This is a genomic window from Streptomyces sp. NPDC096048 (assembly GCF_044763415.1).
Taxonomy (GTDB): domain Bacteria; phylum Actinomycetota; class Actinomycetes; order Streptomycetales; family Streptomycetaceae; genus Streptomyces.
Map to the genome: position 1 here is coordinate 272,336 of NZ_JBIWGG010000003.1, position 20,707 is coordinate 293,042.

Annotated in this window: 18 protein-coding genes and 1 tRNA gene; 11 read left to right on the top strand and 8 right to left on the bottom strand. The window is 70.7% G+C overall.

Annotated features, from left to right (window positions below; all coding sequences use genetic code 11):
• Nucleotides 1–151 precede the first annotated feature (151 nt).
• The 7 genes from ACIQ6R_RS09195 to ACIQ6R_RS09225 all read left to right on the top strand — a co-directional run bounded on the left by ACIQ6R_RS09195 (nt 152) and on the right by ACIQ6R_RS09225 (nt 7,271).
• A complete protein-coding gene (locus tag ACIQ6R_RS09195) occupies nt 152–628 on the top strand; it encodes a hypothetical protein (RefSeq protein ID WP_404219918.1) in 477 nt (158 codons plus the stop codon).
• Nucleotides 625–1,224 carry a Tat pathway signal sequence domain protein gene (locus ACIQ6R_RS09200; RefSeq protein ID WP_404220310.1) on the top strand — a complete coding sequence of 200 codons (600 nt, stop codon included), beginning with the start codon at nt 625–627 and terminating at the stop codon, nt 1,222–1,224. Before ACIQ6R_RS09195 ends, ACIQ6R_RS09200 begins: the two co-directional genes overlap by 4 nt.
• 287 nt (nt 1,225–1,511) lie before the next feature.
• A complete protein-coding gene (locus tag ACIQ6R_RS09205; protein ID WP_404219920.1) occupies nt 1,512–2,753 on the top strand; it encodes a branched-chain amino acid ABC transporter substrate-binding protein in 1,242 nt (413 codons plus the stop codon).
• A 120-nt stretch (nt 2,754–2,873) separates the two neighbouring features.
• Nucleotides 2,874–3,806, top strand: a complete 933-nt coding sequence (locus ACIQ6R_RS09210) for a branched-chain amino acid ABC transporter permease (protein ID WP_404174098.1) — start codon at nt 2,874–2,876, stop codon at nt 3,804–3,806.
• A 5-nt stretch (nt 3,807–3,811) separates the two neighbouring features.
• On the top strand, nt 3,812–5,635 hold the full coding sequence (locus tag ACIQ6R_RS09215; protein WP_404219922.1) for a branched-chain amino acid ABC transporter permease: 1,824 nt from the start codon (nt 3,812–3,814) through the stop codon (nt 5,633–5,635).
• Nucleotides 5,636–5,640: 5 nt separating this feature from the next.
• Entirely contained in the window at nt 5,641–6,558 is a 918-nt protein-coding gene (locus ACIQ6R_RS09220) for an ABC transporter ATP-binding protein (RefSeq protein WP_404174104.1), read from the top strand.
• The gene (locus ACIQ6R_RS09225; RefSeq protein ID WP_121746487.1) at nt 6,555–7,271 is read left to right on the top strand and encodes an ABC transporter ATP-binding protein; all 717 of its coding nucleotides are present in this window, start codon (nt 6,555–6,557) and stop codon (nt 7,269–7,271) included. The genes ACIQ6R_RS09220 and ACIQ6R_RS09225 overlap by 4 nt, the downstream gene beginning before the upstream one ends.
• Nucleotides 7,272–7,344: 73 nt before the next feature.
• On the opposite strand, the gene ACIQ6R_RS09230 is transcribed toward ACIQ6R_RS09225, so the two are convergent.
• Nucleotides 7,345–8,001, bottom strand: coding sequence for an ANTAR domain-containing response regulator (locus ACIQ6R_RS09230; protein WP_404174107.1), 657 nt, complete (start codon nt 7,999–8,001; stop codon nt 7,345–7,347).
• A 101-nt stretch (nt 8,002–8,102) separates the two neighbouring features.
• Between ACIQ6R_RS09230 and ACIQ6R_RS09235 the strand changes: the two genes are divergently transcribed.
• Nucleotides 8,103–8,176 (top strand) — tRNA-Leu (locus ACIQ6R_RS09235).
• Nucleotides 8,177–8,233: 57 nt separating this feature from the next.
• Here ACIQ6R_RS09235 and pyk read toward each other — a convergent pair.
• The gene (gene pyk / locus ACIQ6R_RS09240) at nt 8,234–9,664 is read right to left on the bottom strand and encodes a pyruvate kinase (protein WP_404219924.1); all 1,431 of its coding nucleotides are present in this window, start codon (nt 9,662–9,664) and stop codon (nt 8,234–8,236) included.
• Nucleotides 9,665–9,877: 213 nt separating this feature from the next.
• Here pyk and ACIQ6R_RS09245 point away from each other — a divergent pair, with 213 nt between their 5' ends.
• A complete protein-coding gene (locus ACIQ6R_RS09245; RefSeq protein ID WP_404219926.1) occupies nt 9,878–11,683 on the top strand; it encodes a bifunctional metallophosphatase/5'-nucleotidase in 1,806 nt (601 codons plus the stop codon).
• Between the two features lie 22 nt (nt 11,684–11,705).
• On the opposite strand, the gene ACIQ6R_RS09250 is transcribed toward ACIQ6R_RS09245, so the two are convergent.
• The 5 genes from ACIQ6R_RS09250 to ACIQ6R_RS09270 all read right to left on the bottom strand — a co-directional run bounded on the left by ACIQ6R_RS09250 (nt 11,706) and on the right by ACIQ6R_RS09270 (nt 18,144).
• Nucleotides 11,706–13,112 carry a lysine N(6)-hydroxylase/L-ornithine N(5)-oxygenase family protein gene (locus tag ACIQ6R_RS09250; RefSeq protein WP_404219928.1) on the bottom strand — a complete coding sequence of 469 codons (1,407 nt, stop codon included), beginning with the start codon at nt 13,110–13,112 and terminating at the stop codon, nt 11,706–11,708.
• A complete protein-coding gene (locus tag ACIQ6R_RS09255; protein ID WP_404219930.1) occupies nt 13,109–14,479 on the bottom strand; it encodes a pyridoxal phosphate-dependent decarboxylase family protein in 1,371 nt (456 codons plus the stop codon). Before ACIQ6R_RS09255 ends, ACIQ6R_RS09250 begins: the two co-directional genes overlap by 4 nt.
• 140 nt (nt 14,480–14,619) lie before the next feature.
• Complete coding sequence (pepN, locus tag ACIQ6R_RS09260) at nt 14,620–17,118, bottom strand: aminopeptidase N (RefSeq protein WP_404219932.1); 2,499 nt, start codon at nt 17,116–17,118, stop codon at nt 14,620–14,622.
• Nucleotides 17,119–17,251: 133 nt separating this feature from the next.
• Nucleotides 17,252–17,626 carry a chorismate mutase gene (locus ACIQ6R_RS09265; RefSeq protein WP_404219934.1) on the bottom strand — a complete coding sequence of 125 codons (375 nt, stop codon included), beginning with the start codon at nt 17,624–17,626 and terminating at the stop codon, nt 17,252–17,254.
• 44 nt (nt 17,627–17,670) lie between these two features.
• The gene (locus ACIQ6R_RS09270; RefSeq protein WP_404174127.1) at nt 17,671–18,144 is read right to left on the bottom strand and encodes a GNAT family N-acetyltransferase; all 474 of its coding nucleotides are present in this window, start codon (nt 18,142–18,144) and stop codon (nt 17,671–17,673) included.
• Between the two features lie 138 nt (nt 18,145–18,282).
• Here ACIQ6R_RS09270 and ACIQ6R_RS09275 point away from each other — a divergent pair, with 138 nt between their 5' ends.
• Nucleotides 18,283–19,182, top strand: coding sequence for a hypothetical protein (locus ACIQ6R_RS09275; RefSeq protein ID WP_404219936.1), 900 nt, complete (start codon nt 18,283–18,285; stop codon nt 19,180–19,182).
• An 88-nt stretch (nt 19,183–19,270) separates the two neighbouring features.
• A complete protein-coding gene (locus tag ACIQ6R_RS09280) occupies nt 19,271–19,906 on the top strand; it encodes an SIMPL domain-containing protein (protein WP_404219938.1) in 636 nt (211 codons plus the stop codon).
• A 28-nt stretch (nt 19,907–19,934) separates the two neighbouring features.
• On the opposite strand, the gene ACIQ6R_RS09285 is transcribed toward ACIQ6R_RS09280, so the two are convergent.
• Nucleotides 19,935–20,660 carry a vWA domain-containing protein gene (locus tag ACIQ6R_RS09285; RefSeq protein ID WP_404219940.1) on the bottom strand — a complete coding sequence of 242 codons (726 nt, stop codon included), beginning with the start codon at nt 20,658–20,660 and terminating at the stop codon, nt 19,935–19,937.
• Nucleotides 20,661–20,707: the final 47 nt, after the last annotated feature.

Sequence of the window (20,707 nt, forward strand, 5' to 3'; positions counted from 1 at the left end):
TCCAGGCCGCGCATCCCTGCCGGCCGCGCATCCCTGCCGGCGGCCACGTAACAGGCCACGCATCACTCCCGGCCACGGCGCTGCCGTCGCCCACGGCGTCACTACCGGCCACGGCATTGCTCCCGGCCGCGCGGCGCTCTAGCTTCAGGACATGGGACGGGGAGAGACCCCCTGGCCGGGGGCGGCGGCTCGACGGTTCCGGTTCGCGCCCGGACTGCTCACTCTCGCGCTGACCCTGCCGGCCGCCGCCCTGGCGGCCGGCTGCGACGACTCCGGCGCCGAAAGGCCCGGTTCCGGCGACACCGCCCGGGCGACCGCGACCGTGACCGCGTCGGCATCGGCATCGGCATCGGCACAAGGCAGCCTGTCCGGCGAGGAGTTGTGCACGAGCGCCGTCGGTTACTGGGCACACGAGATGCTGGCCGGCAAAACCCCCTACGGCGACTACCAGTCGATGGGGCTGTCCAACCGGCAGTACGACATCCTGCGGGAAGTCGTGGACGCCGCGCGGGCCACGAGACGCGACCAAGGCCCCGCGGCAGCCGAGGAAGTGACCGACCGCCAGGTGCGCGCCTCCTGCGCCGCCCACTACCGTGACGGCGGCCCGACCGACGGCCCGTGGCGGTGAGCGGCACCGGCCCCGTCGAGCCGGGCGAGGGCACCCACGAACACAGCGGCCCGGACGTTCCCCGGACATCCGCCCGGCGCCGTGGACGGCCCGCCCGGTACTACGAACGCCACCGCCGGGCGGTCCTCGCGATCGCCGTGGCCGTCGTGGCCCTGGCGGGCGGCGGCTATCTGTACGCCAGTCGACCGCAGCCAGCTCCCCCCGCCCCGCCGCCGCACCCCTCGCAGGCGGTCGACCTCCGCTACCTGGACGCGGTACCCGCCCCAGGTGACGACTTCAGTTTCGCGGTGCGGCTGAGCGTGCGGACCGGCCCGCCCGTCACCGTGACCCGGCTCGACCAGCCCTACGACGGCATCTCGATGACGTCGTCACCGGCGGCACCTTTCCAGACAAAGGCGCATTCCGCCCGCAAGATCATTGTCACGCTGCGGGTGACGGAATGCGCGAAAGCACCGCGGAACCTCGCCCTCCCTTTTCTGCACGTAACACTGCGTAATACCCGCGCAATACAAGCCCACAGTTTCATCCTCGGGACGCACTATGCGCAGGACCTCTCACGGGCCCTCGAGGTCGCCTGCAGCAACGAATCCAGGTAATCACCAAAACAGCCCAGACACCTGAACACCCCCGGCGGGTCCTGCAAGTTCTCACCATGCGGACAGGGCGAATCGGCCGGAATTCCGCACTTCTTCGCAGCCAGTACCGCTCTGCATTACCCCGTGTCATAACAAGAGCGTCACAGCATGAGTCAGACCCTCCTCCACGTTCCCCACACACGCTTAGAGTCACGGCCAGTCACCGCGCCGTCCGATTGTCACTTCGGCCCAGCGCTCGACTCGGCCGCCTCCACGGGGAAGCGGCTGTGCCAGGGAAAGGACTGATCGTGCGTCAACGTTCGCTCATCGCCATCACCGCCGCTCTGGCGGCGGGAGCACTCACCCTCACCGCCTGCGGCTCGCGCGACGACGACGGCGGCTCGGACTCCGGCAACGGCGGCAGCGGTGGTGGCACCACCGTCGTCATCGGCGTCGACGCCCCGCTGACCGGCGACCTGTCCGCGCTGGGCCTCGGTATCAAGAACTCGGCGGACCTGGCGGCCAAGACGGCCAACAAGGACAAGCACGTCGAGGGCATAACCTTCAAGGTCGAAGCCCTCGACGACCAGGGCCAGCCCTCCGTGGGCCAGCAGAACGCCAGCCAGTTCGTCGCCAACGACAAGGTCCTCGGCGTGGTCGGCCCGCTGAACTCCTCGGTCGGCGAGTCCATGCAGCAGGTCTTCGAGTCCGGCAACATGGCCCTGGTCTCCCCGGCCAACACCGGCCCCTCGCTGACCCAGGGCCCGGACTGGCGCACCGAGAAGAAGCGCCCGTTCAAGACCTACTTCCGCACCGCGACCACCGACGCCATCCAGGGTCCGTTCGCCGCGCAGTACGTCTTCAACGACTTCAAGAAGACGAAGGCCTTCGTCATCGACGACAAGAAGACCTACGGCGCGGGCCTCGCCGGCACCTTCACCGACGAGTTCAAGAAGCTCGGCGGCAAGATCGTCGGTACCGAGCACATCAACCCGGACACCAAGGACTTCTCCGCGGTCGCCACCAAGGTCAAGAACTCGGGCGCCGACGTCGTCTACTACGGCGGCGAATACCCGCAGGCCGGCCCGCTCAGCAAGCAGATCAAGGGCACGGGCGCCAAGATTCCGCTGGTCGGTGGTGACGGCATCTACAGCGCCGACTTCATCAAGCTCGCCGGCGCCAGCGGTACCGGTGACCTGGCCACCTCCGTCGGCGCGCCCGTCGAGGAGCTGCCCTCCGCCAAGGAATTCGTCGCCAACTACAAGGCCGCGGGTTACAAGGAGGCCTACGAGGCCTACGGCGGCTACTCCTACGACTCCGCCTGGGCCATCATCGAGGCCGTCAAGGCGGTCGTCGAGAAGAACGACGGCAAGCTCCCCGACGACGCCCGAGGCCAGGTCGTCGAGGCCATGCAGAACGTCTCCTTCGACGGAGTGACCGGCAAGGTCTCCTTCGACGAGTTCGGTGACGCCACCAACAAGCAGCTGACCGTCTACGCCGTCGAGAACGGCGACTGGAAGGCCGTGAAGTCCGGCACCTACACCGGCTGACCCGTCCGACGAGACACCCGCACCACCAAGAGCCGCGCGGGGCGCTGTTCCACAGGCGCCCCGCGCGTACTCACACCCGGCCACATCCGTCGAACATCCGAACATCTCGGAGGACATGCGGTGAACGAACTGCCGCAGCAGCTGGTCAACGGCCTGCTACTGGGATCCATGTACGGGCTGATCGCCATTGGCTACACGATGGTCTACGGCATCGTCCAGCTCATCAACTTCGCCCACGGCGAGATCTTCATGACCGGCGCCTTCGGCGCGCTCACGGTCTACATCTACATCCTGCCCGACGGCACCTCCATGCTGATCGCCCTGCCCCTGATGATCCTCGGCGCGGTGATCGTCTCGGTGACCGTCGCCATCGGGGCTGAACGTTTCGCCTACCGCCCCCTGCGCGGAGGCCCCCGCCTCGCCCCGCTCATCACCGCCATCGGCCTCTCCCTCGCCCTCCAGCAGGCGGTCTGGGCCTGGTACCCCGACGCCAAGTCCGCCCGCACCTTCCCCCAGATCGAGGGCGGCCCCTTCCACATCGGCGACATCACCCTGCAGACCGGCAGCATCTTCCTGCTCATCGCCGCCCCCGTCAGCATGGCCTTCCTCGGCTACTTCGTCATGAAGACCCGCACCGGACGCGGCATGCAGGCCACCGCCCAGGACCCCGACACCGCCAAACTGATGGGCGTCAACACCGACCGCATCATCGTGATCGCGTTCGCCCTCGGCGCCGTGTTCGCCGCGATCGGCGGAGTCGCCTACGGCCTGGAATACGGCCACGTCGACTTCAAGATGGGCTTCATCCTCGGTCTCAAGGCCTTCACCGCGGCCGTCCTCGGCGGCATCGGCAACATCTACGGCGCCATGATCGGCGGTGTGGTCCTCGGCGTCGCCGAAACCCTGGCCACCGCCTACATCGGCGACATCCCCGGCCTGGGCCAGTTCGGCAGCCAGTCCTGGGCGGACGTCTGGGCCTTCATCCTCCTCATCCTTGTGCTGTTGTTCAGGCCACAGGGCCTGCTCGGCGAGCGCGTCGCGGACAGGGCGTGACACCGATGACCACACAAACCACAGAGAAGACCCCGAACACCCCCGTCACCGGCGCGGCGACCGGCCTCATCGGCATCCCACCGCACCTCGGACGCGCCCTCGCCACCGGCGGCGGCCTCCTCACCATCATCTCCACCTTCCTCGCCTGGACCTGGACCGCCGCGTTCCCGGGCGACCTCACGGTCTACGGCTACCCGGGCGGCCTGCAGGTCCTCGTCCTCATCGGCGGCGCCCTGACCACCCTCTTCGGCCTCTCCTCCTACGGCGTCAAGGGCCTTGGCTGGCTCACCCCCGCCGGCGGTGACGCCGCTCTGAGGTTCGCCGCACTCGCCACCTTCGCGACCACCTGGTACACCGTCCTCGCCATCAGCTTCCAGCTCGGTGGCCTGGTCAACCTCGAACCCGGCGCCTACATCGCGGCGATCGTCACCCTCACCGCCCTCCTCGGCGCCCTCGCGCTCCCCTTCGAGCGCCCCGCGCCCGACCCCATCGACCCCGACGAGACCGGCTGGAGCCTCGCCAAGCACCGCGCGGGCCACGGCTGGCAGACCGTCAAGGCCGCCTTCGCCTCCGGCGAGCCCGGCCCCGTACGCGCCCTGCCCTCCTACGCCGAGATCCTCATCATCGTCGCGGTCCTCACCGTCTGCCTCACCGTCTTCACCTACGGCATCGGCACCGAGTACGACGAACTCTTCGTCGGCTTCCTGATCACGGCCGGGTGCGGCTTCGCGGCCGCCCACAAGGCGGGGCTCATCCGCCAGGCCACCCAGATCACCGCACGCCACCAGACCATCACCATCTGGGGCGCCTTCGTCGCCGCGGCGCTGTTCCCGTTCACGCAGACCGACGACCAGTACGCGACCATCGGCGTCTACATCCTGATCTTCGCCACCGTCGCCCTGGGCCTGAACATCGTCGTCGGCCTCGCGGGCCTCCTCGACCTCGGCTACGTCGCCTTCCTCGGCGTCGGCGCCTACGCCGCCGCCCTGGTCTCCGGCTCGCCCAGCTCCCCCTTCGGCGTCCACTTCCCCTTCTGGGCCGCCGTCCTGGTCGGTGCCGCCGCCTCGCTGATCTTCGGCGTACTGATCGGCGCCCCGACCCTGCGGCTGCGCGGTGACTACCTCGCCATCGTGACCCTCGGCTTCGGTGAGATCTTCCGCATCGCCGTCCTCAACATGGACGGCACCTCCGGACCCGACATCACCAACGGCTCCAACGGCATCTCGGCCGTGCCGGACCTGCACATCCTCGGTTTCGACCTCGGCGCCCGGCACGACATCCTCGGCGTCACCATCGGCCGGTTCGCCAACTACTTCTTCCTGATGCTGATCATCACCGCCGTCGTCGTCCTCGTCTTCCGGCGCAGCAGCGACTCCCGTATCGGCCGGGCCTGGGTCGCCATCCGCGAGGACGAGACCGCCGCGCTCGCCATGGGCATCAACGGCTTCCGCGTCAAGCTGATCGCGTTCGCCGTGGGCGCCGCCCTCGCCGGCCTCGCCGGCACCGTGCAGGCACACGTCACCTACACCGTGACCCCCGAGCAGTACCTCTTCGCCGGTACGACGCCGCCCAACTCCGCGTTCCTGCTCGCCGCGGTCGTCCTCGGCGGCATGGGCACCATCGGCGGACCGCTGCTCGGCGCCGCACTGCTCTTCCTCATCCCCAACAAGCTCCAGTTCCTCGGCGACTACCAGCTCCTCGCCTTCGGACTCGCGCTCGTCCTGCTGATGCGGTTCCGGCCCGAAGGCCTCATCCCCAACCGGCGCAGCCAACTGGAATTCCACGACAAGGCCGAAGCGCCCGCAGTCCTCGGCAAGACAGGGGCCTGACCACCATGACCACGGACACCACCACCAAGGACACCGCCCCGGGCGCCCCCTCGCCCGGCACCACGGTCCTCGACGCACGCGGCGTCACCATGCGCTTCGGCGGACTCACAGCCGTCAACGGCGTGGACCTCACCGTCAACAGCGGCGAGATAGTCGGCCTCATCGGCCCCAACGGCGCCGGCAAGACCACCTTCTTCAACTGCCTGACGGGCCTGTACACACCCACCGAGGGCGAGGTCCGCTACAAGGACCAGGTGCTGCCCGCCAAATCCTTCAAGGTGACGGCCGCCGGCATCGCCCGGACCTTCCAGAACATCCGCCTGTTCGCCAACATGACGGTCCTGGAGAACGTCCTCGTCGGCCGCCACACCCGCACCAAGGAGGGCTTCTGGTCGGCCGTCCTGCGCGGGCCCGGCTTCCACAAGGCCGAGGCCACCTCTCGTGAACGCGCCATGGAGCTCCTGGAGTTCGTCGGCCTCGCCCCCAAGGCCGACCACCTCGCCCGGAACCTGCCCTACGGCGAACAGCGCAAGCTGGAGATCGCCCGCGCCCTCGCCAGCGAACCGGGGCTGCTGCTCCTCGACGAGCCGACGGCCGGCATGAACCCGCAGGAGACGCGGGCCACCGAGGAACTCGTCTTCGCCATCCGCGACCAGGGCATCGCCGTCCTCGTCATCGAGCACGACATGCGCTTCATCTTCAACCTCTGCGACCGCGTCGCCGTCCTCGTCCAGGGCGAGAAGCTCATCGAGGGCGACAGCGCGACCGTCCAGGGCGACGAGCGGGTAGTCGCCGCCTACCTCGGCGAACCCCTCGCGAACGACCCCGGCGCCGCGGAGGCTGCCGAAGTGGAGGCCGCCGAGGCGCACGCCCAGGCCGACACGACCACGGACACCGCGGCCGGCAAGGAGAACGACCGATGACCGCACTGCTCGAGGTCGAGGACCTCCGCGTCGCCTACGGCAAGATCGAGGCCGTCAAAGGCATCTCGTTCAAGGTCGACGCCGGCGAGGTCGTCACCCTCATCGGCACCAACGGCGCCGGCAAGACCACCACCCTGCGCACCCTCTCCGGCCTCCTCAAGCCGGTCGGCGGACAGATCAAGTTCGGCGGCAAGTCGCTCAAGAAGGTCCCCGCGCACCAGGTCGTCTCCCTGGGGCTCGCCCACTCCCCCGAGGGGCGGCACATCTTCCCCCGCATGACCATCGAGGACAACCTCCGCCTCGGCGCCTTCCTGCGCAACGACAAGCCGGGCATCGAGAAGGACATCCAGCGCGCCTACGACCTCTTCCCCATCCTCGGCGAACGCCGGAAGCAGGCCGCGGGCACCCTCTCCGGCGGCGAGCAGCAGATGCTCGCCATGGGGCGCGCCCTGATGTCCCAGCCCAAGCTGCTCATGCTCGACGAGCCCTCCATGGGCCTCTCGCCGATCATGATGCAGAAGATCATGACGACGGTGGCCGAGCTGAAGTCCCAGGGCACCACCATCCTGCTCGTCGAGCAGAACGCCCAGGCCGCCCTGTCCCTGGCCGACCACGGCCACGTCATGGAGGTCGGCAACATCGTCCTGTCCGGCAGCGGCCAGGACCTCCTCCACGACGAGTCGGTCCGCAAGGCCTACCTCGGCGAGGACTGAGCCGGTAGTCGTACGACGAGGCCCGCGCCCCCACCGGGGACGCGGGCCTCGTTCATGATCCGGGTGCGGGTGTTCAGCCCTTGGACGCCTTCTTCTCCTCGGCGTCCTGGATGACCGCCTCGGCCACCTGCTGCATCGACATCCGCCGGTCCATCGACGTCTTCTGGATCCACCGGAACGCGGCCGGCTCGGTCAGCCCGTACTCCGTCTGGAGCACCGACTTCGCGCGGTCCACCAGCTTCCGGGTCTCCAGCCGCAGACTGAGGTCCGCGACCTCCTTCTCCAGTGCCTTCAGCTCCGTGAACCGCGAGACGGCCATCTCGATCGCCGGAACGACGTCGCTCTTGCTGAAGGGCTTCACCAGGTACGCCATGGCCCCGGCGTCCCGGGCGCGCTCCACCAGGTCGCGCTGCGAGAACGCGGTCAGCATCAGCACCGGCGCGATGCTCTCCTCGGCGATCTTCTCGGCCGCGGAGATGCCGTCCAGCTTGGGCATCTTCACGTCGAGGATCACCAGGTCGGGCTTGTGCTCCCGGGCCAGCTCCACGGCCTCCTCACCGTCACCGGCCTCACCGACCACGGAGTACCCCTCCTCCTCCAGCATCTCTTTGAGATCCAGCCGGATCAGGGCCTCGTCCTCGGCGATGACAACACGGGTCGTCAGCGGAGGCACGTGCGACTGGTCGTCGTCGGTCACGTCGGCGGGCTGGGGCGACTCGGGGGCGGTCACGTGAGCTCCTCGTTCGGGGCAGGGGTACTGCTGACAAGAGCCTACCTAGCTCCTGTATGTTTGAGTCACCGAGGGGCTACACTGACCTTCGGTTCGAAGAGGCTCCGGTAGTCCAATCGGCAGAGACGATGCCCTCAAAAGGCATTCAGTGTGGGTTCGAGTCCCACCCGGGGCACTTTACCTTCAATTCGAAGGCCCCCCAGCGTCTCCGGGCGCGGCCGTCGGCACCCGTTCAGCGGTCGTCCTCCCCGATGTGGTGCACCCGGACCAGGTTCGTCGTACCGGAGACTCCCGGCGGCGAGCCGGCCGTGATGACCACGACGTCGCCCTTCTCGCAGCGCCCGTACTTCGTGAGCAGTTCGTCCACCTGGTCGACCATCGCGTCCGTGGAGTCCACGTGCGGGCCGAGGAAGGTCTCCACGCCCCAGGTCAGGCTGAGCTGGGAACGCGTCGCCGGCTCCGGGGTGAAGGCGAGCAGCGGGATGGGCGAACGGTAGCGGGAGAGGCGGCGGACGGTGTCGCCGGACTGGGTGAAGGCGACCAGGTACCTCGCACCGAGGAAGTCGCCGATCTCCGCCGCCGCGCGGGCGACCGAGCCGCCCTGGGTGCGGGGCTTGTTGCGCTCGGTCAGCGGGGGCAGGCCCTTCGCCAGGATGTCCTCCTCCGCCGCCTCGACGATCCGGGCCATCGTCCGCACCGTGTCGGTCGCGTGCTTGCCGACGCTCGTCTCGCCGGACAGCATCACGGCGTCCGTGCCGTCGATGACCGCGTTGGCGACGTCCGAGGCCTCGGCGCGGGTCGGGCGGGCGTTGTCGATCATCGAGTCGAGCATCTGGGTCGCGACGATGACCGGCTTGGCGTTGCGCTTCGCGAGTCTGATCGCGCGCTTCTGGACGATGGGGACCTGCTCCAGAGGCATTTCGACGCCGAGGTCTCCCCGGGCGACCATGATGCCGTCGAAGGCCGCGACGATGTCCTCGATGTTCTCCACGGCCTGCGGCTTCTCGACCTTGGCGATGACGGGGAGGCGGCGGCCCTCCTCGTCCATGATGCGGTGGACGTCGACGACGTCCCGTCCGCCGCGGACGAAGGACAGGGCGATGACGTCGAAGCCGTTGCGCAGGGCCCAGCGCAGGTCGTCCTCGTCCTTCTTGGAGAGGGCGGGGACGGACACGGCGACGCCCGGGAGGTTGAGGCCCTTGTGGTCGGAGACCATGCCGCCCTCGATCACGGTCGTACGGACCCGGGGGCCGTCGACGTCGGTGACCTCCAGGCAGACCTTCCCGTCGTCGACGAGGACCCGTTCACCGGGGGTGACGTCGGCGGCGAGGCCCGCGTAGGTGGTGCCGCAGGTGTGGCGGTCGCCGTGGACCCCCTCTTCGACGGTGATGGTGAAGGTGTCGCCGCGTTCAAGGAGTACGGGGCCTTCCGCGAAGTGGCCGAGCCGGATCTTCGGACCCTGAAGGTCGGCGAGGGTGCCGACGCTGCGGCCGGTCTCGTCGGAAGCCTTCCGGACACGGCGATAGCGCTCTTCGTGTTCGGCGTGGGTGCCGTGACTGAAATTGAAACGGGCGATGTCCATTCCGGCGTCGACCAGGTCCTTGATCTGGTCGTACGAGTCGGTGGCGGGCCCAAGAGTGCAGACGATCTTTGCTCGGCGCATGAGTCGAGCCTATGACTTACCGACCGGTAGCGAATTGGCCACGCATGACCACTCAACAACCTTTGAGTAAAGGGCTATTGACAAGTGTTGAATTGTGCGTCAGGCCGCTCCGATGAGCATTCGAATCGGCTCCCACCCTTGACAGGCGCCATGTTCAGGACAGAATCTACGCGCGTCGCCAAGATGTTCATGGGTCACCGAGGAGAGTCAGCCATGCCGTTGAACCGCCGGAAGTTCCTGAGCAGGTCCGCCGTGACGGGGGCGGGTGTCGCGCTGGCCGGCGCGGCGGCGGCGCCGGCGGCCGAGGCGGCCCCCGCGCACAGGGGCCGCGGGAAGCCGAAGCGGTACGCGCTGACGGTGCTGGGCACCACCGACCTGCACGGGCACGTCTTCAACTGGGACTACTTCAAGGACGCCGAGTACACGGACGCGGCGGGCAACGCCCAGGGCCTGGCCCGAATCTCCACGCTGGTGGACCAGGTCCGTGAGGAGAAGGGCCGCCGCAACACGCTGCTGCTGGACGCGGGCGACACCATCCAGGGCACCCCGCTGACGTACTACTACGCGAAGGTCGACCCGATCACCGCCAAGGGCGGCCCGGTGCACCCGATGGCACAGGCGATGAACGCGATCGGGTACGACGCGGTGGCGCTCGGCAACCACGAGTTCAACTACGGCATAGAGACGCTGCGCAAGTTCGAGGAGCAGTGCGACTTCCCGCTGCTCGGCGCGAACGCGGTGGACGCGAAGACGCTGCGGCCCGCGTTCCCGCCGTACTTCATGAAGACCTTCCGGGTGAAGGGCGCGCCGCCGGTGAAGGTGGCGGTGCTGGGGCTGACCAACCCGGGCATCGCGATCTGGGACAAGGCGTACGTACAGGGGAAGCTGGCGTTCCCGGGACTTGAGGAGCAGGCGGCGAAGTGGGTGCCGAAGCTGCGCTCGATGGGCGCGGACGTGGTGGTCGTGTCGGCGCACTCCGGGTCGTCCGGCACGTCCTCCTACGGTGACCAGATCCCGTACGTCGAGAACGCGGCGGCCAACGTGGCCAAGCGGGTGCCGGGCATCGACGCGATCCTCGTCGGGCACGCGCACGTGGAGATCCCGGAGCTGAAGGTCGTCAACGACGAGACCGGGAAGACGGTCGTGCTGTCGGAGCCGCTGTGCTACGCGGAGCGGCTCGCCCTGTTCGACTTCGAGCTGGTCTTCGAGCGGGGCCGGTGGCACGTCGAGTCGGTCAAGGCGTCGCTGCGGAACTCCAACACCGTCGAGGACGACCCCCGGATCACCGAGCTGCTCACGGACGAGCACGCGAAGGTCGTGGCGTACGTCAACCAGGTGGTCGGCACCGCCACCGAGACGCTGACGACGGTGGAGGCGCGCTACAAGGACGCCCCGATCGTCGACCTGATCACCAAGGTCCAGGAGGACGTGGTCAAGGAGGCGCTGGCGGGCACGGAGTACGCGTCGCTGCCGGTGCTGGCGCAGGCCTCGCCCTTCTCCCGGACGTCCGAGATCCCGGCCGGCGACGTGACGATCCGGGACCTGTCGAGCCTGTACGTGTACGACAACACCCTGGTGGCCAAGTTGATGACGGGCGCCCAGCTGCGGGCGTACCTGGAGTACTCGGCGGAGTACTTCGTCCGGACGGCGGCCGGCGCGCCGGTGGACGTGGACAAGCTGACCAACGCGGGCGGCCGCCCGGACTACAACTACGACTACGTGTCGGGGCTGACGTACGAGATCGACATCGCGCAGGCGGCCGGGTCGCGCGTCAAGAACCTCGCCCACGCCGGGGCTCCGCTGGACGACGCGCAGCAGTTCGTGCTGGCGGTGAACAACTACCGGGCCAACGGCGGTGGCGCCTTCCCGCACGTGGCGTCGGCCAAGGAGCTGTGGGCGGAGTCGACGGAGATCCGGACGCGGATCGCCGAGTGGGCGACGGCCAAGGGCGTGCTGGACCCGAAGGACTTCGCGTCCGCCGACTGGTCGCTGACGCGGGACGGTACGCCGGTGTTCTGATTCCGGTTCGGCCGGGGCAGCCTCAGATTCCGTCCACCAGAGGGGTGAGCGTCCGGTGCCGGCGCGCGGACGGGATCCGGGGCTGTGCGTCTTCCAGGCCGAAGGTGGTGAAGGCGGTGCGGCCCGGCAGCGGGTACGGCTCCTGCCCCGTCAGGTCGTTGAGGATGGTCGCGCCGCGCCAGGCGGCGAGGCCGAGGTCGGGCGCGCCGACCCCGTGGGTGTGCGTCTCGGCGTTCTGGACGTAGACCCGGCCGGTGACGGAGGGGTCGAGGACGAGGCGGAAGCGGTCGTCGACGCGGGGGCGTTCGCGGCTGTCGCGCCGCATGTAGGGGTCGAGTCCGGCGAGGACGCGGCCGAGGGGGCGTTCGCGGTAGCCGGTGGCGAGGACGACGGCGCCGGTGGTGAGGCGGGTGCGGGTCTTCTGCTGGGCGTGTTCCAGGTGCAGTTCGACCTTGGTGGTGGCGATGCGGCCGGCGGTGCGGACGTGGACGCCGGGAGTGAGGACGGTGTCGGGCCAGCCGCCGTCGAGGGTGCGCCGGTAGAGCTCGTCGTGGATGGCGGCGGCGGTGTCGGCGTCGATGCCCTTGTGCAACTGCCACTGGCCGGCGACGAGGCGGTCGCGGACCGGTTCGGTCAGCGCGTGGAAGTAGCGGGTGTAGTCGGGGGTGAAGTGCTCCAGGCCGAGTTTGGAGTACTCCATGGGCGCGAAGGCCTCGGTGCGGCCGAGCCAGTGCAGCTTCTCGCGGCCGGGGGGCCGGTGGCGGAGCAGGTCGAGGAAGACCTCCGCGCCGGACTGGCCGGTGCCGATGACGGTGATGTGCTCGGCGGCGAGGAGCGCCTCGCGGTGGTCGAGGTAGTCGGCGGCGTGGACGACGGGGACGCCGGGGGCGTCGACGAGGGGTCTGAGCGGGTCGGGGACGTACGGCTCGGTGCCGACGCCGAGGACGACGTCGCGGGTGTGGGTGCGGCCGAGGGCCTCGGCCTCTCCGTCGGCGTCGAGCTGGGTGTAGTCGACCTCGAAGAGGTCGCGTTCGGGGTTCCAGCGGACGGCGTCGACCTGGTGGTGGAAGCGGAGGGAGGGGAGGTTCTCGGCGACCCAGCGGCAGTACGCGTCGTATTCGGCGCGCTGGATGTGGAAGCGTTCGGCGAAGTAGAAGGGGAAGAGGCGTTCGCGGGCCCTGAGGTGGTTGAGGAAGGTCCAGGGGCTGGCCGGGTCGGCGAGGGTGACCAGGTCGGCGAGGAAGGGCACTTGGACGCGTGCGCCGTCGATGAGCAGGCCGGGGTGCCAGTGGAAGGCGGGGCGCTGGTCGTAGAAGACGGCGTCGAGGCCGGCGAGGGGGTCGGCGAGCGCGGCGAGGGAGAGGTTGAAGGGGCCGATACCGATGCCGACGAGGTCGCGGGGGGCGTCGGGCGCGGGGATGGCGTTCATCGCGGGGCGGGTCCTTCCGGGGGGTTTTCCACGAGGGTCAGGAGCGCGGCCAGGTCGTCGGGCCGGGTGTGGGGGTTGAGCAGGGTCGCCTTGAGCCAGAGCCGGCCGTCGGCGCGGGCGCGGCCGAGGACGGCGGCGCCGGTGGTGAGCAGGGCGCGGCGTACGGCGGCGACGGCCTCGTCGGTGGCGTGGGCGGGCCGGAACAGCACCGTGCTGATGGTGGGCGGGGCGTGCAGTTCGAAGCCGGGGTGGCCGTCGACGAGGGCGGCGAACCGCTCGGCGAGCAGGCAGACTCCGTCGACGAGCGCGCCGATACCGCCGCGCCCCAGGGTCTTGAGGGTGACGGCGGCCTTGAGGATGTCGGGGCGGCGGCTGGTGCGCGGGGAGCGGCCGAGGAGGTCGGGGAGTCCGGCGTCGGTGTCGTCGTCGGCGTTGAGGTAGTCGGCGCGGTGGTGGAGCGCGGTGAGGTCGTCGGGGTCCTTGACGGCGAGGAGTCCGGCGGCGATCGGCTGCCAGCCCAGCTTGTGCAGGTCGAGGGCGACGGTGTGGGCGGCGTCCAGCCCCGCCAGCCTGGGGCGGTGGCGGTCGCTGAAGAGGAGGCCTCCGCCGTAGGCGGCGTCCACGTGCAGGCGGGCGCCGTGGGCGGCGCAGCGGTCGGCGATCTCGGGCAGGGGGTCGATGAGTCCGGCGTCGGTGGTGCCGGCGGTGGCGACGACGAGGTGCGGCCCGGGGACCTGGGTGAGGGCCTCGTCGAGGGCCGCGGGGTCGAGGGTGCCGGCGGGGGCGGGGACGACGACCGGCTCGGGCAGTCCCAGCAGCCAGGCGGCGCGGGGCACCGAGTGGTGGGCGTTGGCTCCGTGGACCAGCCGCACGCCCGCGCCGTGCGCTTCGCGGGCGAGCAGGACGGCGAGCTGGTTGGACTCGGTGCCGCCGGTGGTGACGAGGGCGTCGGCGGCGCCGGTCTCCCGGGCCAGGGTGCGGGTGACGAGGGCTTCCAGCGCGGAGGCGGCGGGTGCCTGGTCCCAGGAGTCGAGGGACGGGTTGAGGATGCTCGCGGCGAGGTCGGCGGCGGCGGCGACGGCGAGGGGCGGGCCGTGCAGATGGGCGGCGCAGAGCGGGTGGGCGGGGTCGGCGGCGCCCTCGGCGAGCGCGGTGACCAGGACGCGGAGCGCGTCGGGCTCGCCCAGGTCGGGCAGGATCTCGCCGGCCGCGTCCGCCACCCGGGCGGCGACGGCGTCCGGGCCGCCTGCGGGCAGCGGACCTCCTCGAGCCGCCGCGCCGGTGCGCAGCGCGTCGAGCACGGTGTCGAGCAGGGGCCGCAGGGCGTCGCGGCCGTGCGGGCCCGAGGCGAGGGGCGGCAGACCCATGGGCTGTCCTCCGGGCGCGGGGACGACGGGGTTCCAGCTTGTACGCGGAGACGCGCGTACGCCCGGACAGCCCAAGATCACAACCCGAAAGGGGTATGCCGCGGCCGGTCCCCCGGGTCGGGGACCGGCCGCGGCCGGGGTCAGTGCGTGTCCGCCTCCCGTACCCGCAGGGCGCGGGCCAGGTCGTCGAGCTGGTCGGCGAGCTTGCGGCGCAGGGCGGGGATCGGTTCGGCCTCGCTCAGGCACTCCCGGCCGAGGCGCAGGTTGTCGGCGTCGACGGCGTGGACGGGGAAGGCCCAGCGGCCGGCGGCGTCGGCGATGGCGGGGCCGCGGCGGGCCGCGACGGCGACCGCCTCGGCGTAGTAGCGCGGCACGTAGTCCCGCACGAGGTCGGCCTGTTCGGGCTGCCAGAAGCCCTGGGCGGTGGCGGTGAACAGGTAGTTGGAGAGGTCGTCGGTGGCGAACATGGCCTCCCAGGCGCGGCTCTTGGCCTCGGCGTCGGGCAGCGCGGCGCGGCAGCGGGCGGCGCCTTCCTGGCCGGTGGCGCTCGGGTCGCGTTCGAGTTCGGCGGCGATGGCGGCCTCGTCGGCGGCGCCGAGGACGGCGAGGCGGGTGAGGATGCGCCAGCGCAGCTCGGGGTCGACTTCGGGGCCGCCGGGGACGATGCCGTCGGCGAGCCAGGCGGCGATGGTGTCGGGGTGGGCGGCGGTGGCGATGCGGTGGCGTACGGCGATGAGGCGCAGCCCGGGATGGTCGCCGTCCTCGGTGCGGCGGATGAGGTCGCGGCACAGGTCGGTGAGGGTGGCCAGGGCGGCGGGCCGCCGCTCGGGCGTGACGTAGCGGTCGGCGACCTGGGTGTCGGCGAAGGCGAGGACGCCGTCGACGAGTGCGAGGTCGGTCTCGTACGGGAGGTGGGTGCGGGCGATGTCCAGGTAGGCCCCGGCGGGGAGTTCGCCGTCGCGGACGGCGTCCCGCAGGGCGTTCCAGACGACGGCGCGGGTGAGCGGGTCGGGCAGTCCGGACAGGCCGGTGCGCAGGGTCTCGAAGGACTCGGCGTCGAAGCGGATCTTGGCGTAGCTCAGGTCGCCGTCGTTGAGGACGACCAGGGCGGGGCGCTTGCCGATGGCCCGGGGTTCGGCCTGGGGGACGTCCAGGTCGAGGCGTTCGCGCAGGGTGAGCCGGCCCTCGTCGGTGAGGTCCCGGTCGTAGAGGCCGACGGCGACGCGGTGGGGCCGGGTGCCGGTGCGGTCGGCGGTGAGCGCGCGGCTGCCGTTGTCGCCGGTGACGCGGGGGGCGAGGGTGTCGACACCGGTGGTGCGCAGCCAGGCGTCGGCCCAGGCGTGGACGTCGCGGTCGGTGGCGGCGGCGAGGGAGTCGATGAAGTCGGCGAGGGTGGCGTTGGCGAACTTGTGCCGGTCGAAGTGGATGTTGATGCCGGCCAGGAAGTCCTTCTCGCCGAGCCAGGCGACGAGTTGCCGCAGGGCGGAGGCGCCCTTGGCGTAGGAGATGCCGTCGAAGTTGAGGAGGGCGGAGGCGGTGTCCTCGACGTTCTCCGGGGCGACGGGGTGGGTGGTGGGGCGCTGGTCGGCGTCGTAGCCCCAGGGCTTGCGGGTGACGCCGAACTCGGTCCAGGTCTCGGTGAAGCGGGTGGCCTCGGCGGTGGTCTGGTAGCCCATGTACTCGGCGAAGGACTCGTTCAGCCAGATGTCGTCCCACCACCGCAGGGTGACGAGGTCGCCGAACCACATGTGGGCCATCTCGTGGGCGATGACCATGGCGCGGGTCTGCCGCTGGGTGTCGGTGACGGCGGACCGGAAGACGAAGTCGTCGCGGAAGGTGACCAGACCCGGGTTCTCCATGGCGCCGGCGTTGAACTCGGGGACGAACGCCTGGTCGTAGGAGTCGAAGGGGTAGGGCTCGGTGAACTTCTCGTGGTAGCGGTCGAAGCAGTCGCGGGTGACCTCGAACAGTTCGTCGGCGTCGGCGTCCAGGTAGGGGGCGAGCGAGCGGCGGCAGTGGATGCCGAAGGGCAGACCGCGGTGCTCGGTGCGCACGGAGTGCCAGGGACCGGCGGCGACGGCGACGAGGTAGGTGGAGATCGGCGGGGTGGTGGCGGCCTTCCAGTGGCCTTCGCCGGTGTGCTCGGTGACGCCGTTGGACAGGACGGTCCAGCCCCGGGGTGCCGTGACGGTCAGGTCGAAGACGGCCTTGAGGTCGGGCTGGTCGAAGGCGGCGAAGACGCGCTGGACGTCGTCCAGGAACAGCTGGGTGTAGACGTAGGTCTCGCCGTCGGCGGGGTCGGTGAAGCGGTGCATGCCCTCGCCGGTGCTGGAGTAGCGCATGGCCGCCTCGACGCGCAGCTCGTGCTCCCCGGGGGTGAGGTTCTTCAGCGCCAGCCGGTTCTCGTCCAGGGCGGCCGGGTCGAGGGGGTGTCCGTCCAGGGTGGCGGTGCGCAGCTCGGCGGGCTTGACCTCGACGAAGGTGTCCGTGGTGTCCGTGTCGCCGCGGACGGTGAACCGGATGACGGTACGGGAGTCGAAGGTCTCGTCCCCACGGGTCAGATCGAGGTCGATCGCGTAGTGGTGGACGTCGAGGAGCCGGGCACGGGTCTGCGCTTCGTCGCGCGTCAGTACGGACATGCACGACATGCTGCCTGATGGCGTCGGCAGGGCACAGAGGCGGATCGGTACGCGGGGTATGTCCGTTCCGTACGAGGCCCCCGCGCCCCCGGCGTGCGCCCCCGTGGGCGAGGGGCGCGGGGAGACGCGGGACTCAGCCGGAGGCCGGAGCCGTGCCGTTGACGCTTTCGTTGCCGTTGCCGTTGCCGTTGCTCTCCGCGATGCGCTCGTGGTGGTGGATCACCTCGGCGATGATGAAGTTCAGGAACTTCTCGGCGAACGCCGGGTCCAGCTTGGCGCTCTCGGCGAGGGCCCGCAGCCGGGCGATCTGCTTCGCCTCACGCGTCGGATCGGCGGGCGGCAGCTGGTGCCGGGCTTTGAGGTGGCCGACCTGCTGGGTGCACTTGAAGCGCTCGGCGAGCATGTGGACGACGGCCGCGTCGATGTTGTCGATGCTGTCCCGCAGCCGGGCCAGCTCCTCGCGGACTGCGGGGTCGACGGCACCGGTACCGGTGTGGCTGGTGGTCATGGTGGCCAACCCTACGGGCGGACCCCGGGCCGCCGCAGTCCGTCTCAGGCCCCGAGAATCCCTCCGGTGCCACCGGTCCCGATGCGCTTGTGGAAGTACACGTCCTCGTGTCCGCCGGGCACGCCCTCGATGCGCCCCCGCTCCCGGAAACCGAGCCTCGGGTAGAAGCCGGGCGCCTGGAAGGTGTACGTGGACACGATCATGTCGGTGCAGCCGCGCCGGACCGCCTCCTCCTCCGCCGCCCGCATCAGCCGGCTCCCCCAGCCGGCCCGCCGCTGCTCCTCACCCACCCACAGCATGTCCACGGAGGCGAGGGTGCCCCAGGTCCAGGCGGTGAGTCCGCCGACCAGGGCGCCCGCCTCGTCGGTGACGCGCACGGTGAGGGGTTCGGTCCGCGCGCCGCCGGCGGCCGCCGTGTTGAAGGCGGTCAGTTCGTCGTCGAGCCGCTGGTCCAGGTCGTCGTCCGCGCCGCCCACGCGCAGGGAGGCGGCGGCGACGGGGTGCTGTTCGCTGGTCACGGTTCCGGATTGTGCCGCGTGCCGGGGCGCGGGGCGAACGGTTTGTGCGGGGCGCAGCGGGTGGCGGTGCGGCGCTGCTCGTACGGCGGTCCTCCTCGTACAGTGGGAGAAGGGTTCAGGCGTCTTGGGGGTTCAGGCGTGGCGAACGGCGGACCGGTCGAGCACGGTTACCCGCACCTGGAGACGGTGCGGGCCGCCGTCACCGCGCTCTACAAGCGGCTGTCCTACGACACCGTGCGGACGTTCTCGGCCAGCGTGGCCCCGGCCGACGTGGCGTTCCGCGACACCGACGACCTGTACCTGGGCACCCAGCGGGTGGCCCACGAACTGGTGCGTCACTACCGTCTCCCCGACGCCCGGATGATCGTCTCCTTCCGGGAGATGACGCACGCGGCGAGTGTCGAGCTCGCGGCGGGTCCCGAGTACTTCATCGAGCTGAACGACCGCTTCCGCACCCATCGCCGGGACATCGGCGCGGCCCTCGCGCACGAGGTGATGCACGTGTACCTGCACCGCCTCGGCCTGTCCTTCCCCGGCACCCGGGAGAACGAGATCCTCACCGACACCGCGACGGCGTACCTGGGCGCCGGCTGGCTGCTGCTGGACGCCTACCGGGAGGACTCGGCGTCGTCGCAGAAGCTCGGGTATCTGACGCCGGAGGAGTTCGGCTACGTCCTGGCCAAGCGGGCGCTGGTCTTCGGTGAGGACCCGTCGGTGTGGTTCACCAGTCCGCAGGCCTACACGGCGTACGTCAAGGGCATGGCCAGGGCCCGCCGGGACGAGCGGCAGCCGCCGCTCACCGCGGCCGGCTGGGCGGGCCGCCGCCGCTACGCCCGGGACCGCCGCCACGCGCAGGACCCGCACGCCGCCCCCCTCCTGCCGGGGGAGGGCCCGTACTCCTTCACCCCGGGCGGGCGCGCCCCCCTGCGGGTGTCGTTCCCCTGCCCGACCTGTCACCAGCGGATCAGGGTGCCGGTGCGGGGGCGGGTACGGGCGCGGTGCGGGCTGTGCCGGACGGTGCTGGAGTGCGACACGTAGACCGGCGCGTGGACCGGCACACAAGCCGGCACCCGGACCGGCACACGGACCGGCACACGGGCCGGGTGAACGGTGCTTCAATGCGCGCATGACGGAGACGATCAGGGAGCCCTGGGGGCTCAGTGTGTTCGGTGCCGGCAGCGTGCGGGTCGAGCCGCAGCTGGTACGCGTGAAGCTGGCGGTGGACGTGCTGGAGCCCTCGCCGGACCGGTCCTTCCAGGAGGCGGGCACGGCCGTGACACGGCTGCGCGACGTACTGCGCCGGCACGGGATACCGGACACCTCGGTCTCGGGCTCGCGGCTCACGCTCAGCTCGGAGTACAACGGCTACGGCGGCGAGCGGACGTTCGCCGGCTACCGCTGCCAGGCCTCGTACTCCGTGGAGACCGGGGCGCTGGACGACCTCCAGCAGTTGATCGTGGACGCGGTCGAGGCGGGCGCGCACCGCATCGACAGCGTCGAGTTCGACGTGCACGACAAGCCGGGAATGCGCGACGAGGCCCGCCGCAGGGCCGTGGCCGCCGCGCGGCGCAAGGCCGAGGTGTACACGGAGGCGGCGGGCGTACGGCTGGGCCCGGTGGTGCACATCCAGGACGTGGACGCCGAGTCCTTCGTCCAGTACCGCGGCCACGGCGGCGGGGGCGGCAGCTCGGCCGGGGACCTGGCACCGGGGATGGTGGAGGTGTCGGCGGGCGTGGTGCTGGGGTACGCCCTGACGCGCTGACACCGGCTCCCGACCCGTCGGCCCCGTCTCAGGCGGGCCGCACGATGCCCTGCGCGCGTGCGGCCACCAGCCACTTGGGGAACTCGCCCACCAGACGGTCGTACAGCGCGGCGTCGGTCATCTCCTTCGGGTCGCGGCCCGCGTGGAAGAACCCGGCGTTGTCGACGACCCGTTTCTCCGGCACCGCCAGTTCGTCGAGCTTGCGCAGGTACTCGAACTGGCGGCTGTCCGGGTCACCGAAGCCGACGAACTGCCAGAACAGCGGCAGCGGCGCCGCCTTGCACAGGTACCGCTCCGCGGCGAGCCGGTTGATCGGGCCGCCGTCGGTCTGGAAGACGACCAGGGCGGGCCGGCGGGCGCCGCTGTCGAGGTAGTGGTCGATGACGGCGTCCATGGCCAGGTGGTAGCTGGTCCTGCCCATGTGCCCGAGGCCGGCCACGATCCGCTCGATCCGGCCCCGGTGGTCGGCGAGCGCGATCTCGGTGACGGCGTCGACGTCCGTGGAGAAGAACACCACCGGCACGATGCCGTCGTCGTCGAGGTGCGCGGACAGCCCGAGCACCCGGTCGGCGAGCGCCTGCACGCTGCCGTCCTTGTAGTACGGCTTCATGGAGCCGGAGTAGTCGACGACCAGGTAGACCGCCGCCCGCGTGCCCTCCAGCCCGTGCTTGGTCAGCGACACCCCGGCGCTCTTGTACAGGTCGACGAGTGCCGGAGCGCTCTCCCGCACCTTGGTGAGACTGATCGCGGCCATGCGGACTCCCCCGTCACCCCTGGGACTTACGGCATCTGCGTGCCGAG